This window comes from Mycobacterium sp. 29Ha (assembly GCF_032883055.1).
GTDB classification, from domain to species: domain Bacteria; phylum Actinomycetota; class Actinomycetes; order Mycobacteriales; family Mycobacteriaceae; genus Mycobacterium; species Mycobacterium gallinarum.
This window is the reverse complement of sequence record NZ_JAMQTI010000048.1, coordinates 1-16153: the sequence shown is the minus strand read 5'-3', so window position 1 is coordinate 16153 and position 16153 is coordinate 1. Positions and strand designations below refer to the sequence as shown.

The window sequence follows — 16153 nt, the reverse complement described above, 5'->3', positions numbered from 1 at the left end:
TCAGCCAACCCCGGCCCTCGCACCCGAGTAGGAACAAAACCTGGGGTAGTCCACACTCTGCTGGACGCAACCGATTCCTGTCGGCAACCCACGTTCACATGCAGTGAGGCCCCAGCCTCGTCACACCGTCTAGCCACCGTCGGCATCGTGGGCGCCTGGATCGCCGGAACCGCGCTGGCCGACCCGCGTTGTGCGTCGTTATCGTTATGGGGGGCGGGCTGGCCATGCTGGTCACCGCCCTTGTCGGCAACTCGTCCATGGCTAGCGCCGGCATCCGATGGGACAGCGCGAGCCTCGGGCGTTACGAGTGGGCGGACGACTCGAACCGCACATGCGCGTCTAGCCCGCTTCGGGTCCTGGTGTGAGGGCGTGGCGTCAGATCAGCGGTGGCGCCACTGGCTTGGGCGAGCCGGGCGACGATGGCCAGGCCCAGTCCGCTGCCGGCGGTGTCTGTAGATCCCCGCCAGAAGCGGTCGAAGGCTCGAGCGCAGTCCTGTGCAGACATGCCGGGACCCTCATCCCGTACGTGCAGATCCACGGCATCGCTACCGACAGCCGCTGCGACGGTCAGCTCGATGGTGGTGTCGGGCGGGGCGACCGCCAGGGCGTTGTCGATGAGATTGTCGATGATCTGCTCGGTGGCTCCGGGCACAGCCAACACGAGGGCCGTTCCTGGAGCCGTCACGACGATGTGTACCCCCGATTCCTCGGCCAGCGCCTGCCATTGTTCGACGCGCGCGCGGGCAAGGGCGGCGAGGTCGATCTCCTGCCGCGGGATCGCCGCGTCGTCGGCGCGACTGAGTACCAGCAGGTGATCGACGATCTGCTGGAGGCGCAATGCCTCGTTCTGGGCTGCCGCGACGGTCTCACGCGTGGCTTCGGGGTCGGCCTCGACGAGGTCGGCGGCGTTGTCTAATCGCACGCGCAGCGCAGTCAACGGTGTGCGCAGCTGGTGAGAGGCGTCGCCGGCGAATGCGCGCTGCTGGCGAAGCTGATCTTCGATCCGATCGGCCATTTGGTTTACCGACCTTGCCAGGCTGCGGATTTCGGGGGCCCCGCCTCGTTGTGAGGTTCGCGCGTCGAGCCGTCCGTCGGCAAGCAGTTCGGTCGTGCGGCGCAGTTGCTGCAGCCGGCGCGTGACCGTGCCGGCGAGGACGAACGCCACCACACCCGCCAGCAGCACCGTGATGCCGGCGATCAGCCACAGCATGCGTATCTGCCCGCGCACCTTGTCGGCGATGACCTGCGTCGGATAGGTCAGACGCACCGCCCCCAGCACCCGGTCACCGCTGACGACTGGCACCGCGACATAGAGCAGGTCGGTGCCCAGGCTGACCGAATGACGTTGTCCGGTGGCGATGTCGCCCGACAGCGCCGTCTCGATCTCCGGGCGCGACCGGTAGGAGCCGCCGGCGGCGGACTGATCGTCGTCTGAGGTCACGACGGCGTCGCCGGCGGCGTTGACGACGACCACCCGCGCTCCGCTGGCTTGCCGGTATCGGTGTACATCGGCTACGACGCGCGGATCCGGTGTCGCGGCCGCTTCGAGCGTTTCCTCGCTGCGACCCGCGAGCAGAAACGCATCGCGTTCCAGCGCCGTCACGATGCGCTCGTGCTCGACCCGCTGCAGGTAGTTGCCCAGCGGGACGTCGTGGACCACCACGACCAGGCAGGTGACGGCCATGAATGCGGCCATCAGCCGCCACTTCACGACGAGATCCCGATGCGGAAGCCCACGCCGCGAACCGCCTCGATCCACCGCGGGTCGCCGAGCTTCTTGCGGATGGCGGCCACGTGCGCGTCGACGGTCTTGGAGGTGCCGTACCAACTGGCGCCCCACACCTGATGCAGGATCTCCGATCGCCGGTAAACCGCGCCGGGATCCTCACTGAGGTAATAAAGGAGGTCGAACTCCTTTGGTGTCAGGTGCACCTCCCGCCCGCCCAGATGCACACGCTGGGTGCGCCGGTCGATAGTCAGGGGGCCGATCGAGCGGGTGGTCGCCGGCTGGCCGGGGTGACCGTCCGGCCCGCCGGTACGGCGGATGACGGCCCGGATACGTGCCACTAGCTCGTGCATGCCGAACGGTTTGACCACATAGTCGTCGGCGCCCATCTCCAGCGCCACGACTCGGTCGATCTCGTCGCCGCGGGCACTGACCACGATGATCGGTACCTGTGAGCGGGCCCGAAGGGCGCGGCACACGTCGGTGCCGTCCATGTCGGGCAACCCCAGATCCAGCAACACGAATTGCGGACCGGACGCGGCCATGGTCGCCAGCGCTTCGGCCCCCGTGGCCACGCGGCGCGCGTCGAAGCCGGCTCTGCGAAGGCCGTCACACAGCCCGGCAGCCACCGATTCGTCGTCTTCGATCACGAGCACCTGCACGTCCGCATTATCGGCGTACCGCGGCCGGGTGTATGCGTTCCGAGCAGCGTCCGCGACGAGATCTCTCGCGATCTTGGATGATTCTTGGATCTTGCTGCGGCCATCCTTGACCAGCCGGAACCTACCGTGAGGTCATGAGATCGAAAGTGGCGGTGATCGCTTCATTGCTGTTCGTGCTGGCCATCGGCGGGGCGGCGATGGCGGTCAACACCAGGATTCTGAACACCGCGCCCCAACCAGACATCGGGCGTGCCAACGAAGTATTGGTTCCCGGCGGTGGGCAGCCCGCGACTGCGCCGGCGACGGCCACGCCAACGGTTGTGCCGACGGCACCGACGACAGCGCCGCCCGCCGCCGTGTTGCCGCGGAATGACGACGAGCACAATGCGGGCGAGCGCTCCACACCGCACGAGGCTGGACATGAACGCGACGACTGACTTGGCCGCTGCGCGACCTGCGCCGGCCCGATGGTCCAAGCTTGTCGCCTCCGCGCTATCGGCCGGCGCGCTGCTGGGCATTGTCCATCTACTAAGCGCGACAGCGCAGCGGCCGGTCGCACCCACAGCCGACGACGGCCGGAGCAGCGGGACTCAAGCCGCGACCATCATGCCCACCGCGCCGGCACCTGCCGCGGCGGTGCCGGCGCCGGTTCCTGCCCCCGCGCCCGCCAGCGCTGCACCCGCTGCACCCTTGGCGCCCCACGCGATATCGAAAGCCTCCGGAGGTTGAGAATTAGCCCACAGACCACCTGGCCGCGTGTTGGCGGCCGAAGTTCGACCCGCATCCATGTGGACTCGGTGCTCGCCGAACGGCGCCCGGCGATGGGCGGCACCGCGTCGATCACCCTGGTCGGTGGACCGCCGCAGCTTCTTGATGAGTGCTTCGCGCTACTGGGTGAGCTCGAGCGGGCGTGGAGCCGATTCCGTGAAGACAGCGACGTGTCGCGGCTGAACTGGTCGCAAGGCCGCCCCGTACGGGTGCGTGCGTGCACAGCACGGCTGGTGACCGAACTGATCAATGCGTGGGCCGTGACGAACGGCGACTTCGACCCGACCGCGCTTCCACAGCTGTTGGCCAGCGGGTATGCCACCAGCCTCGTCGATCCGTCGCGGCGCACCGTTCTGCCCAAGACCGGGGCGTGGCCGGGCGACGTAACCGGCATCGACATAGTGAATCGCGACATCCGCCTTCCGCTAGGGACCACGCTGGACCCCGGCGGCCTGGGTAAAGGGCTGGCGGCCGACATGATCGTCGAGTTCGCGATGGACCGCGGCGCCGACGGCGTGCTCGCCGAGATCGGTGGTGACGTCGCGGTGGCCGGAGTGGCACCCCACGCCGCGGCGTGGACAATCGGCATCCAGGACCCGTACACCCGTGGCGAGCTGGTGAGCGTGGTCCGGCTTGCCCGCGGGGCAGTGGCAACGTCGAGTCGGCTCGTGCGGGTCTGGGACGGTGCCGACGGTCTGGTCCATCACCTGATTGACCCGGCCACCGGCGCTAGCGCGCTCACCCCGACCCTGACCTCTACGGTCATTGCTGGCAGCGGTGCACGCGCCGAGGCTCTGGCGAAGCTGGCGTTTGTGCGTGAGGCGAATCCACTGCTGGAGTGGCTGCCTCGGATCGGTGCTGCCGCGATGATCATCGCCGCCGATCAGCCGCGCAAACGCACGGCGAACTGGGGTGACTTCGCGTGACCGATCCCCATCTGTGGTGGTATATCGCCCGCGCCAGTGGCCTGCTGGCCTGGGTCGCGATGACCGGCTCGGTGTTGTGGGGCGTGCTGCTGGCCACGCGGGTGCTGCGGTCGATCGACAACCCGGCATGGCTGCAGGAGCTGCATCGCTGGCTGGGCGGCACGGCGCTAATCATGACGAGCCTGCACATGGTCTCGCTGATGCTGAACAGCTGGGCACACTTCACCCTCGCCCAGGTGCTCGTTCCGCTGACAGCGGCCTACCGGCCTTGGCCCGTTGTCCTGGGCATCGTCGCCTTCTACCTACTGATTGCCGTCTACGGGTCCTCGCTGCTGCGATCGCGATTGCCCCGGCGATTTTGGAAGGCGCTGCATTACGTCACCTACGTGGCGGTGGTACTGGTGTCGTTCCACGCCGGCTGGTCCGGCACCGACGTAGGGGCCTGGGGCTATCGGCTGGTGGCCTTCACCTTGTTGGGATTGAGCGTCGTGGCGGTGCTCATGCGGGTGCTGACTTCCCCCGCCGCCCCGCCGCTGCCGGCCCCGCGACGGCCACACGCTTCGCCGCGGCGCACACTAACCATCACCGCGATCTACCCGCTCGCCGACGCCGTCCTCGGCATCGACCTCTCACCGCCCGATGGGGAAGAGTTGCTGCTGTGGGCGCCAGGAGCCCACATCTCGGTGCATCTGCCCAACGGGTTGCAACGGTGCTACTCGCTGTGTGGGGACCCGGCCGACCGGCGCCGATACCGAATCGCCGTGCAACGTGCACCGTTGTCGCGCGGCGGCAGCGCGTGGTTGCACACCAACGCTCATTTCGGCATGCGACTGGGGATCTCCGGTCCCGACAACACCTTCATGCTGGAACCCGCCGAGGAGTACCTGTTCGTTGCCGGCGGAATCGGTATCACCCCGGTCAAGGCGATGATCGAAGCGCTGCCGCCGCATCGGGGATGGCGGCTGCTCTACGTCGGCGCCAGCAGATCCCGCATGGCGTTCACCGACGAACTGCAGCAGCGATGGCCACAGCGGGTCAGCATCGACGCCCGCGACGAAACCGGCGCCCGACCGAACCTCGCGGCCTTCCTGGCCCACAGCGACGCCGCGGTGTACTGCTGCGGACCCGCCTCGATGACCGACGCCCTGGCGGCGCTCTTACCGCCCGCACGCCTGCACATCGAACGGTTCAAACCGGCGGCACACACTGCGCGCCACCTACGCCGCCCAATCGATGTCACCTGCCAACGCAGCGGCGCCCACGTGCACGTCGCCGAAGACCAATCGATGTTAGAAGCGCTCGAACATGCCAACGTATCCGTCTATTCATCGTGCCGCGAAGGAATCTGCGGCGCGTGCGAAGTGCGTGTGCTTGCGGGCCAGCCCGAACACCTGGACTCCGTTGCACGAAATGAGGACAAGGACACGGTAGGCATCATCTACCCATGCGTATCCCGCGCCCACAGCAGAAACCTGACGCTGGATCTATGAGCCAGCAGCGAAAGCGTGCTGGGCCCAGGCCAGCAACCCTCACCGCGAATCAGTTGACGTAGCAAGTGGTTTCGGCGACGTCGAAAGCGGCGGCCGATGGCAACTCCGAATTGGCACCGTCGGGACCCGGTGATGACTCCCTAAGCGCGATGACCCGCAAGTCGTCCTCGTTGACCTATACCGTTGGCAGCACCAGGGGAACGCCGTCGGGCCGCGGCAGCGGGATTGGGCAGAACTTGGCCACCCGATCTGTGTTGGATCGGCGAACAACTCAAGCATGCCGCCGTTGGCCAGCCACCGCCAGGATTGACTGTTGTGAAGCGAAGGAATTGCGATCGCTGACCGGGCCGATGATGGCCACGCTCACGCCGGCCGCAGAGTCCGCGCAAAAGGTCTTGCCACGGACTATGGGGGCATCAGGGACACTGATTCATCTGATCGCAATTTGCAGAGACCTTACCCGGTAACTCGCCGTATTCGAGTCGGCCGTATTGCCGTACTGCGGGCGCATCCTGATCAGATTGGGGCGACAGTGGAGTGTCCTGCCAGTTGGTCGAATCGTCTCAAGGAGACAAGTCACCGCGGCGTGGCGCGAACGTTTGCTGGGATGCGGAAGGGGGTTGCTCGTGCGCGATGGCCAATCAACTCGAACAGCGGGAAGCGGATTCGCCAGACATCCGCGGTCTGGCTGAGCGGCGCGAGGCAATGCTGTGGATCACGTGGCCTCGTTACCGGGATACGGCCGCATGTACAACATGCTTGGCGTGGGGTGGTTGCCCTGCAGCACCCGTTGAGCCACGGTGGGGTCGAGGTGCTGACCGTATGTGGACTCCGCGATCTCGATCAGTTCCGACAGGGAGTGCACCGTTAGTGCCTTCGCCGGGTCCCCTGGACGTTCGTGGGTGTGGAGCCATGCAGTATTGGCCTCGGGGATGTAATGCGCGAGTGCGCTATAGGTCGACCCAGTTCCCGGAATGGGCAACCGGACATGGCGAGTGGGATCGGCTCCTTCGGCCAAGGACGCCTTCAGCGTGGTCTGCCCTCCCGGTTTCTGAACAATGGTGGCGTGGATGTCGTCTGGCATCATGACGGCTGTATCGGGCATGAAGCGAAAGGGTTTATCGTTCCTTCCGCTGACGCGAACTAGGTATCCCCCGACTGTCTCGACGTCTTCCCACGCGATCAGGCCGGTCATGGCGGTGAAGAATCGATCTTCTAATTCCAGATCCGCCGGCGCCGAGGTATCTTGGAAGACTTCGCTGAACGCGCTGAATGCTTGGCGGTCTCCAATCCATCCGGTCTGGATTGCGGTTCGATCTTCTTGCTCCCCACGGGAGATCACGGTGATTCGAGGTGTGGGTTTACGCGCGACTACCAGGAAGCTCTTGGAAGCTCCTGCTGTTCCATGCATTTCGGCTGAAAGTGAACGTAACGCATCCTCGATTCCATCAATAGATCGACCACGCAGTTCGGCTACCCGGTTGACTGCGGATGCGGGAGTGTCCCCGGCGAAGCCGACGACGACGTCGTCGTCGACGATCACGACCTTCTGGCCAGGATTGCTTAACGTCTGCCGGTTGGAGGTGTCGTCGTTTTGGTCAGTTATCTTGGTATCGGAGAACAATGTCACTTTCCCGGCATCGGGATCGGTCACTTTTGCGATCACAAACGTCATAACTCGTCCTTCCACGCTGCACCCGCCGTCGTCAATAGTGCTCCATGTGTCAGGATCTCCTGAGTTGGCAGGGCACCCTGTCGGACGTAGCCGTGCCAGGCTGAGCCGCACTCCGTGCCAGCTGCCGCATCGTGTCTCCACATTCTGCGGACAGCCTGGCCTAGATTCGGGTGATGGCCGATCGTTTTCCGGATCAGGTTGCCGAGACAATCGGACAGTTTCAGGAGGTGTCGCGTTCTCCCACCGACGGCACAACCGAGCAAGTCGATGTGCCGGAGCGCACCGGTGTGTTGCGTTTCCAGAACAATGCGGTCGAACTCGAAGTGAGCCCTGGGTTCAACCCAGTTGTGTCCTGGACCCGACGGGGGCCAGGTTCGTGGGCCGGTGGGCCGCCCGAGGAGCGCATCACTGACGGTGCCGTTGTTCTCGGAGCTGTCGCCCGCCAACCCGGGGAGGTGTCATTGTGGGGAGTGCGCAGCGTAAGTCGGCAGCTGCTGGGGTTTCCTTCACCGCAACAAGAGGAACAGCGCAGTCGCGAGGTGCTGGCGGCGGACTGGTGCCTTGTCGGCGCGCTCCTCTCGAGCGATGAGACCGGATTCAACAAGGTGGAACTGGACGTGACTGGGCTGCATTCGTTCGCAGGTATGCCAAGCGTCCGTGTGGAGATGGCGGAGTGGGGCCGAGTCCCTATGTCGTTTGTGTATGACCCGCCAGATGCCGCAACCGGAACGACGTCGACACCGATACCGGGGGAGGTGCGGTTCGACCCTCGGGCGACATTGCCGGCGTTCGGGGGCCCGGACATCAGTGTCACCACAGACACACGATTGATGATGTCCTTCGAGGGGGCTGTGCCACTCACGGTGGTGGTGTCCGACGTCTCGATTCCGATCACGAGTCTGTTGACGATCTTGCATGGCGCCGACTGCCGGGTGCGTCGGTTGAATGTCTCAACGCCGACTGGAGATTCGGCAGATGTTTACGGGCACATTGTCGATCTGGCTGCACCCCGCGACGCAGCTGGGGATGTTCTGACTACCCTGGCCAGGGCTGGCGGCGCCGACTTTGTGGGCCGGTGGCTTAATCTGGCGAAGCGGACCTCCCCGGTGCCACAGATCTTGGCCGCCGCCTACGCCGGTGAGTTCGCCACGGTCGAGGCGGAGGCACTCTACCTGTGCACAGCTGCGGAGACCTTGCACCGTCGACTGAATCCGGATGAGCGGCGATGGCCCGCCGAGACTGTCGAAGAAGGGATATCAGGGCTGGCAAAAGCCACGATGCCGGAGGAGGTCCGACAAGCACTGACACAGGCACTGAGCCAGTACCTCTTCGAGCCGTCGTTCCCGATGCGGATCGAGGCACTAGCCACCCGCGTTGGCGCGGTGCTTCCCGGCTGTGTGGGCCGGGTGAATCGGTGGAAACACGCGGTGACTGAACAGCGAAACGCGCTCGCCCATGGACTACCCCCACAAGGAAGCGGAATCGACCTCACGAAGATGCACGCCATATCGAGATCGCTGCGCTGGGTCCTGACCGTTTACTTGTTGCTGGAAGCCGGTGCCGTCGCTGAGCAAGTTGCAGAGTCGACCCAGGCGAACGAACGATACGAGCGCGACTGGCGGAACTGGCGCCGAGTGTGGCCAAGAGTTTTCGCGGGTCCAGTTTGAACGCCAATATCAGCGAATACCGTTGTACAGCAACGGAATATAGAGATTTCCGATAACCCGCCATATTCGATTCCGCCGTGTTCTTGGGTCCCCGGGGCGCCGAGGATTAGTCGCCCTGGGGGGTGAAGGGCTTGAGGGACGATTTCGCAAAGCCCCTTTTGAGCGTCCAGCGTGTCCACGGCGATGTCGGACCTTCGCCGTACCCTGGGGTCAACGTTTGCTCTATGAGGGATGTCCACATGCCGAAACGATCTAACGAGTTTCAGCGTCTAGTGGCGATGCTGACCATGCTGAAGAGTGACGGCGCGACCGTGCACGAATCAGTCGAAGTGATGGAGATTGCTTCGCAAGAACGTCGGGAGGTCGACGTCGTGGCCTTCGGGAAGGTCTCTGGCCATCAGAGCGCGGTTTTTATTGAATGCCGCGACTGGAAGCGCCCACAGGACGTCCAGTGGGTAGAGCAAGCTCGTACGAAGTTCGATGACTTAGGCGCGAACGTGAAAATTCTCGTGTCGTCGAGCGGATTTACGAAGACGGCGCTGGCGAAAGCTGCTCGCTATGGAGTCAAGACGATCATGACCGGTGAAGTCACGCCCGAGTTCGTCGGAAAGGTCGTCAACAGTGCTGATAGCGCCCAATATTGGCATTGGGTCACCCTCGTGCAGAAGGCAATCGTCGTCATCGCTCGCGACGGTGTAACCCAGCAGCAAGAGCTGCCCGGAAACGTTCCGGTTTTGTACGCCGACGGTTCAGAAGCTTCGATGTTCGAAGACCTCGTAAACCATGTCACGCGACAGCACACGTGGGCTCACGACCGGTGGGAGGAGGTGGCGCGCAAAGGGGAGGAGCTGTACGGCGATGGCAAAGTGAAGTACGTCGCAACAGCCGATGGGCCGGAGCCGAGATCCAACGGCCAGAAGGTGTATGTCAAAGGGATCTCGCACGTGTCGGGCCAGGAAGAACTGTTCGAGATCGCCAATGTCATCGTTACTTTCGAGGCCAAATGGACCGTGGCAGATGTGCCTCTAGCCCACGGTGAGTACGACGGAACATATTTCTCCGCGGGCACAGCGCCCTTAGGTGACCACAACACAGTGCAGTTGGTCTACACAGAAACTCCCCAGGGCGAATTCGATGTAATCGGCCGCCTCGACGGCACCTTCGACACACTTGGAATCCAGATCCCGGCCGAAACCGCTGATCCCGCGACTGATACGCCCGAGTCGGCCACCCGAGGCGGGTAGTTGAGGGCCGCTCAGCCCGGCAGTGTCTATGCGGCCACCGCGGCCGATCCCGCGGTTGTCGGTGGCGATTGGCAGAATTTCCTGGGTGAGCTCTAGTACGCCGCGGTGCCGCATCGTCTACGACGACGAGTTTCGCTCTGACTTTGCGGAAGGGTTACGACGCGACCCCTCGACGGAAGCGATGCAGCGAGGGTTCGAGGAACTCGCCGACACGCTAGGCAAGTTGGTGGACCGCCCCGACGAAGTGGCACTCGTCGTGGCAGTCGGCTTGGCCTCGGCCGTGCAACGCAGACAGCGGGGAGTCGCCTACCACAGCGATAGAGGCACGGGTACCGTCGCGGCCCGGACGATGCGGCGTGCCGACGGCCGTATCGAGGTGATTATTGAGAGCGGCTTCCTCACGGAGGTCGACGCATACGGCCAGGGGCGTTTCACACCAGCGGGCCAGCCTCAACTGAGCCGCCGCGGGCTCGCTCAGATGAGGAAAACGATCATTCATGAGGCACAGCACGCCACTATGCACCAGCGCAACTCGGGCTACGACCAATTTGAGGTCGGCGGGCATGCCGGCGACTATCCCCGCTGGGATTACGCCGTCGCGGCCAAGATTCTCGACGAGTACCGGGCGGAGTGGAACGCCGCGCAGCACGACTCGAGGCGGCCGCCGTCGGTAAACGACGTCCTGGATGTGCTCGGTCATCTGGGTTCCGAACTCGCTGCCGCCGACGCGCGATACCAGGCGGAGCCGGACCCGGCAGCTGTCGCCACGGTGATGGAGGGCGTCTACAACGCGTGCGCCGCATACTGGACCTGGATGGCCTACTGGGTTGCGCAGTTTCGCGGCAATCAGATCCTCGTAGGCGCTGAGATCCAGAATCTCAACCTGTGGAAGCGCTATGTCGGGTCAACGTGGGAAGGGCTGATTCAGATCCTCGATGAGGTTCCGATTGAGGACCTTGGCGCTCCCGAAGCGAAGCTCCGTCAGGCCGTGGCGCGTGTCGCACACCATTGGGTACCGCAGTCGCTGCACCAGACCGGCTTTCGCCATGTGGTGACCACAGGGGGTGAGGCGTTCTACATCGACGACCACGATTTTCCGAGCGAACGAAGTTGAAAGCATGCGGCCACCGAGTTAGCGCAAAACTCGCGATCACCGAGATCGGTTCACTCTTGTTGCAGGCGATAATTGTTGTGGCATAGATGAATTCTTCGGTAACCACCGTATCCGACTCGGCCGATTCGTCGGTGCAGTCACGATGCGGTCGTGACCACTAGGTGACGTAGCGAGCCCATGGTTGGGCCGCCAGTTGGGCATGTCGCTGTGTGCAGTTGTGGCTGTAGCCCAACAGGGTTGCTACGACGGGAGGCGGTATCTCGGCGACGAGGTTCTGCAGCGCGGAGTTGCGTGCTCCGAGCAGGTTAATACCCCGGGTGCGCAGCGCCATCATCATGGTGTGCGGATCGAGGTGCTTGCCGGCGCGGTGGCCGGGGAATAGCCATGGGTTGGTGACCATGCCGCCGGCGGTTCGAAGGTTGGGCCGGTTTTGCAGGTGGTCTTTGAGCATGTCGGCGAAGGGTTCAGGTACCGGGACAGGTTCAGCCCCAAGCGATATGCGCGTCTCGTGTGGGGCGATCACGACCGCCGCTGTGGGCAGGGCGACGATTTTCACCAGGGGTTGGGCGTAGAGCAGCAGCATTGTGCCGGCGACACGGTACGGCAGTGACGCCGCGTCGCCGGTCAACAGCTCTTTAACCCATGCCAGTCGCTGGTCCTGGGTGAGCAAGCGGCTGCTCCGGGCCTGTGGGGCGTCGAGGTGCAGCGCAGTGTTGATATTGCTTTTGGTGATCCACACGACGAACGTGCGGATCTTGGTCCGGGTTGTCGGTCCGGTGGCTAACCATTCGTCGATATCTTGCTGTTGGCAGGCGGCTGCGGTGCGGTGATGGGTTTCATGCAGCCAGGTGAGGAACTTGATTGTCTCGTTCACTTCTTGTTTGGCCGAATGTGTTGGGCCATGGGAGGTTTGCCCAGGCTTTGAGTTTCGGCGTAGGCGGTGCAGGTGGTGCCAGGTGGCGAATTGTTCGACGGGTCCGCGAACGGCCGGCTCGCGAATCGCGTCTAGTTTGGAGTCCAGCCAGGACTGGAAACGCGCGAGGCGTTCATCCCGGTGCGGGAGCAGACCGTTGTGCTCGAGAAGGCTGCGCAGATGTGAGACTTGTCTGTTTTGGCCTGCCGCGTCGAGGCCGTCATGGCTGAGCGGGATGTCCCCTTTGGCCAGGCCGGTCAGCAGGGCCCGAACGAGGGGGGAGCGTTGCCACGAGAGGATGCTCTCGGGTCGGTCAACGCCGCAGAGGATGTCCACGATGGTGCCCATGGTCACCGGGTCGGCGGCGCCGGTAACCATCAGAGCAGTCAAGTCGTCGCGAAGCGCGCAGCGGGCGCATTGTCCGCGCCGGTAGATCTGACCTTCGATGTCGCAGGTTGTGCATTGGTAGTTATCGGGAATGCCGGCGCAGGCCAGGCAGACCGGCTGGGGGTCAGTGCGGTTGGCGCGCCCCGGCAGTACGCCGTCGTGTCCGCAGATCGGGCAGATGCCTCTGGTGCGCATCGCGGTGTAGAAACAGCTGTTGCAGAGCTGCTCGTCCGGCCAGGAAGGGGTCCGGTTTTGGGTGCACATCCGGCCGCATCGGGCGCAGCGTGGTGTTCCTTCGGCGCGGGGTCGTCCGCGTGGTGCGGATCGCTGGTTGGAGTTAATCGTCATCGCGGAGCACACGGGCGCGTCGCGGCCGCACGGATTTGTTCATCTCGACGACGTTTGGCGCGGAGGACTTCGCGGCGGTTGCAGTTTTCTTACGCCGGACGTCGGTTGCGGTGACGGTGATCAGGTCCTCGACTCCGCAGCCGAAGATGTCGCAGAGGGCAGCCATCATCTGTAGCGAAACCCGTTCCGGGCGTTGATGAACCACGCGGTAGACCTGCGGGCGCGACAGCTGGATACCACGCTCTGCGAGGCGCGGGATGAGGTCGGTGCTGTTGTGCATGTCGGCCGCGGCCATCAGCTCGGCCACCCGCCAGGTGTAGTCGACTTGGCGTTTCACGAGCTCTCCTCGCCGTCGAAGGACAACGCCTCATTGATGGTGGCATCGAGTGTCCGACGCAAGGTGCGGGTGCGAAAGTCGCTGGACACACAGGTGTAGAGCGAGGTGGTGCTGGCGTGTTCGTGACCGAGCTGGTCCTGGACGAATTTCGCGTCCCAGCCATCTTCGATGAGGTGGGTGGCATAGGAGCGCCGCAACGAGTGCAGATCCAATCCGCCCGGCAGCTGCAGGTCATCGTCGCAGTAGCGGCGGAATCGACGGAGCAGGGTGCGTTCGGCAACCAGCGCGCCCTTCTCGCTGGGGAACAGGTCGATGCCATCGTCCAGGTAGGGCTGACCGTGAGTGAGCCAGTCGCTGATCACCTCGGGCGTCCAATCGAAGACGGTCAGCACGCTGCGACGTTTGGGTGGGGATCCCTTTTTGGCCTTGCCGTACCGGATCTGAACGACGCCGTAGCGGCCGAACTCCCGACCGCGGGGATTGCGGGAGAAGTCGACGGTCTGCAGGTGCCGTAATTCGTTGCACCGTAGCCCGTAGGCGTAGGCGATCTTGAACATCACCGCGTCGCGGTAGGCCGGCAGCCAGCCTTTGCGCCCCGACGCCGCGATCAGCGCGACCTGGTCGTCGGCGTGGTCGAAGAAGTCCTGCAACTCCGCTTTGGTGAAAGCGCGCTTCTGGGGTGATTGTTCGTTGTCCTGTACGTGCGCAGCGGTGTTCCATTCGAAGAATACTTGCGCCGGATGTGTTCCGAAGCGCAGCTCACACACCCGATCCCAGCCGTAATCGGGATGACTGACATAGGAGCAGAACAACTTCAAGGCGTTCTGATAGCCGCGGATGGTGGATTGCTTGCGCCGGTGGATCGCGCGCAGATCACCGAAGAACTCCTCAGCCATCGCCGGTGTCCACGTCCACGGGAACTCGTTGGTGACCTCCACGAACCGCTGCACGATCCGGATCCGACCGGTGATCGTCTCGTGGTCGAGGTTGCGGCACAGTTGCTGATTGCGCCACCCCTCGAGCATCTCCTCGACCGTCTGTGCCTCGGGATGCAGCAACGGCACCGAGCCTACGACGTACACACGACTGCTTCTATCGACCGGCACCGCACCCTCCCGACTGTCTCATCGGATGATACAATGAATCATGCAATGCATCAATGATCTATCGATGCAGGTCGAAGCCCCGCCGATGAGCGCGCTAATTTCCCTCCGCGGACCTCGCCCCAGCGACCCACCCGCTCGCACCCTGCCGTCAATCCGAATAGCCGTGGTCAACAGCAGCATTCGGCGACCACAAAGCGACGGTCACACCAATGGGCGGCAGCAACGGTTGATTCATCAGATGAAAACGGCGACATTGTTCATGGATAATAGAGATTATCCACGAATGCTGCGGAACATCTATTCCACAAACATGATTCGGCGAATGCGGCCTTTTAAAGCGGTGAACGGACCAACCGTGTACTGAGGCCCCTGCAAGCCGACCGACCGTTCATTGCAGTCGAAGGCCATCATGGTCGACCGCGATCCGCGTGAGTGGGACAGCGTCGACATAGGGAGCGACTATCGGCGTTGCGGCTCGACGGGCGATACGCTACGTCGTGCCGGCAGCGAACCGGCGATCAGCCTCCCGCATCGCGTCTCTGATCAGCGCGACCGCGGCGGCATGCTCGGCATCTTCCAGGACACGTTAAAGACGTTCGGCACCTTTGTCTTCTAACTCGCGCACCGACCAATCGTGCCACCTATCGCCACCCGCGTCACGAGCCAGCCGGGACTTCGCGCGGTGAGCCGAGAGCGCGGACACTGGTCGTGATTCACCATCCGCAGGCTGCGTCGCCCCACCGACGATGGCCCGATCGGCCATTGATGGCGGCCGGGCCTCATCCCCGGTAACGTCGAGTACGCCCAACTGTCGGAGATGACGTTGCAGCAGTGAGGAGTTCACGCAATTCAGGCGTGACGTCGTACTCGTACTGGGCCTCGGTGAGGACACTCGCTGGCTGCAGCAGGATGCTGCCGTCCGCGTTCTCTCGTATCAGGAATCGGCGACTGGGGTGGCCGGGTAGGACGACGCCGCCGTCACCGTCGGTCTCGGCGATTCGTGGGTCGGGCATGTGTCGACGATACCGGCGACTCGGGTGTTTCCTCTACTGGTTACCCCCCTCGTTGATGGTGCGTGTCGGGGCGCGGGTGACCTCGGCAATCACGTCGTGAGGGCGGGCTAGCAGTGCGGCCATCAACCGAAAGCTTCGGTGGTAGTCGACGGGATCGTCCGTGCGGGGGAGCGCGTCGTGGAAGCGTCGGCGCACTTGATCGTTGACCTCTGGTAGGTACTCTTCTTCAAGAGTTGCTTTCAGGTCGCGCCAAATCTGTCGGCGCTGGCCGTTGTAGGCGGCGAGCCGTTCTGCGGTGGCTTCGATGCGGCGGCGCTCTGGATCTGCGGAATCCGGATACATCCGCCCGAGAGTCGATGGGAAGCGCAGCGACATGTCGTCGATTCCTGTGGTGTCGGGTCGAAGATGGGCTATCTCAGCCAGAGCAGTAACCGCCTTTGCGGATGCTGCGGCGGCCGTGGCCGTTTCGACGGCAACCGATTCGACAGGGATCGCGATGGTGGCCACGCGTGGGATCACGGCTGGGTCGATCGCCATCGAGATCGTGCCGTCAGCTTCGTTAGTGTTGACGTAGCGGACCGCGCGCGTACCGCCGCGTTCGTGAAGTTTTGACAGGGGGACATTGCCCACCCAATCAGCGAGCTCTTCACCGACATCCGGCGCGAGGTCGCCCGGTTTCAGTTCGATCTGGACACGGTGCAGCCAGTACGGGATCGGCGAGTCATGGGACTGCCCCCAGTTTGGTTGACTCCTGACCTGTGAGGATTCGTCCTTGCT

General features: G+C 63.8%; 15 protein-coding genes and 1 pseudogene. 7 read left to right on the top strand and 9 right to left on the bottom strand.

All coding sequences use genetic code 11. The annotated features are described in order from the left end of the window. Positions 1-301: 301 nt before the first annotated feature. Both M1248_RS32685 and M1248_RS32680 read right to left on the bottom strand, forming a co-directional pair. Positions 302-1711 (bottom strand): ATP-binding protein, encoded by a 1410-nt coding sequence (locus M1248_RS32685; protein ID WP_317150858.1) that lies wholly within the window; start codon positions 1709-1711, stop codon positions 302-304. Beyond that, positions 1708-2388: a response regulator transcription factor gene (locus M1248_RS32680; protein WP_317150857.1), complete on the bottom strand. Its 681-nt coding sequence runs from the start codon at positions 2386-2388 to the stop codon at positions 1708-1710. The genes M1248_RS32685 and M1248_RS32680 overlap by 4 nt, the downstream gene beginning before the upstream one ends. A gap of 134 nt (positions 2389-2522) precedes the next feature. Between M1248_RS32680 and M1248_RS32675 the strand changes: the two genes are divergently transcribed. Then, on the top strand, positions 2523-2825 hold the full coding sequence (locus M1248_RS32675) for a hypothetical protein (RefSeq protein ID WP_317150856.1): 303 nt from the start codon (positions 2523-2525) through the stop codon (positions 2823-2825). Between the two features lie 153 nt (positions 2826-2978). On the opposite strand, the gene M1248_RS32670 is transcribed toward M1248_RS32675, so the two are convergent. Beyond that, a complete protein-coding gene (locus M1248_RS32670) occupies positions 2979-3176 on the bottom strand; it encodes a hypothetical protein (RefSeq protein WP_317150855.1) in 198 nt (65 codons plus the stop codon). On the opposite strand from M1248_RS32670, the gene M1248_RS32665 reads away from it, so the two are divergent. Beyond that, entirely contained in the window at positions 3177-4082 is a 906-nt protein-coding gene (locus M1248_RS32665) for an FAD:protein FMN transferase (protein WP_317150854.1), read from the top strand. Continuing rightward, positions 4079-5572 carry a 2Fe-2S iron-sulfur cluster-binding protein gene (locus M1248_RS32660; RefSeq protein WP_317150853.1) on the top strand — a complete coding sequence of 498 codons (1494 nt, stop codon included), beginning with the start codon at positions 4079-4081 and terminating at the stop codon, positions 5570-5572. Before M1248_RS32665 ends, M1248_RS32660 begins: the two co-directional genes overlap by 4 nt. A gap of 715 nt (positions 5573-6287) precedes the next feature. Here the strand turns inward: M1248_RS32660 and M1248_RS32655 are convergent. Next, complete coding sequence (locus M1248_RS32655; RefSeq protein WP_317150852.1) at positions 6288-7247, bottom strand: hypothetical protein; 960 nt, start codon at positions 7245-7247, stop codon at positions 6288-6290. A gap of 173 nt (positions 7248-7420) precedes the next feature. Here M1248_RS32655 and M1248_RS32650 point away from each other — a divergent pair, with 173 nt between their 5' ends. The 3 genes from M1248_RS32650 to M1248_RS32640 all read left to right on the top strand — a co-directional run bounded on the left by M1248_RS32650 (position 7421) and on the right by M1248_RS32640 (position 11272). Continuing rightward, a complete protein-coding gene (locus M1248_RS32650) occupies positions 7421-8914 on the top strand; it encodes a HEPN domain-containing protein (RefSeq protein ID WP_317150851.1) in 1494 nt (497 codons plus the stop codon). Between the two features lie 239 nt (positions 8915-9153). Further along, a complete protein-coding gene (locus M1248_RS32645) occupies positions 9154-10158 on the top strand; it encodes a restriction endonuclease (RefSeq protein ID WP_317150850.1) in 1005 nt (334 codons plus the stop codon). Between the two features lie 85 nt (positions 10159-10243). Next, positions 10244-11272, top strand: a complete 1029-nt coding sequence (locus M1248_RS32640; RefSeq protein WP_317150849.1) for a hypothetical protein — start codon at positions 10244-10246, stop codon at positions 11270-11272. Between the two features lie 157 nt (positions 11273-11429). Here M1248_RS32640 and M1248_RS32635 read toward each other — a convergent pair whose 3' ends face one another. The 3 genes from M1248_RS32635 to M1248_RS32625 all read right to left on the bottom strand — a co-directional run bounded on the left by M1248_RS32635 (position 11430) and on the right by M1248_RS32625 (position 14363). Then, on the bottom strand, positions 11430-12836 hold the full coding sequence (locus M1248_RS32635) for a recombinase XerD (RefSeq protein WP_317150848.1): 1407 nt from the start codon (positions 12834-12836) through the stop codon (positions 11430-11432). Between the two features lie 73 nt (positions 12837-12909). Continuing rightward, positions 12910-13257, bottom strand: coding sequence for a helix-turn-helix transcriptional regulator (locus tag M1248_RS32630; protein ID WP_317150847.1), 348 nt, complete (start codon positions 13255-13257; stop codon positions 12910-12912). Then, complete coding sequence (locus M1248_RS32625; protein ID WP_317150846.1) at positions 13254-14363, bottom strand: site-specific integrase; 1110 nt, start codon at positions 14361-14363, stop codon at positions 13254-13256. Before M1248_RS32625 ends, M1248_RS32630 begins: the two co-directional genes overlap by 4 nt. A gap of 409 nt (positions 14364-14772) precedes the next feature. Between M1248_RS32625 and M1248_RS32620 the strand changes: the two genes are divergently transcribed. Next, positions 14773-14979, top strand: coding sequence for a hypothetical protein (locus tag M1248_RS32620; RefSeq protein ID WP_317150845.1), 207 nt, complete (start codon positions 14773-14775; stop codon positions 14977-14979). Between the two features lie 163 nt (positions 14980-15142). Here the strand turns inward: M1248_RS32620 and M1248_RS32615 are convergent, their stop codons facing one another. Both M1248_RS32615 and M1248_RS32610 read right to left on the bottom strand, forming a co-directional pair. Next, a complete protein-coding gene (locus M1248_RS32615) occupies positions 15143-15376 on the bottom strand; it encodes a hypothetical protein (RefSeq protein WP_317150844.1) in 234 nt (77 codons plus the stop codon). Positions 15377-15409: 33 nt separating this feature from the next. Next, positions 15410-16153 (bottom strand): annotated as a pseudogene (locus M1248_RS32610) (hypothetical protein); the annotation flags it as partial.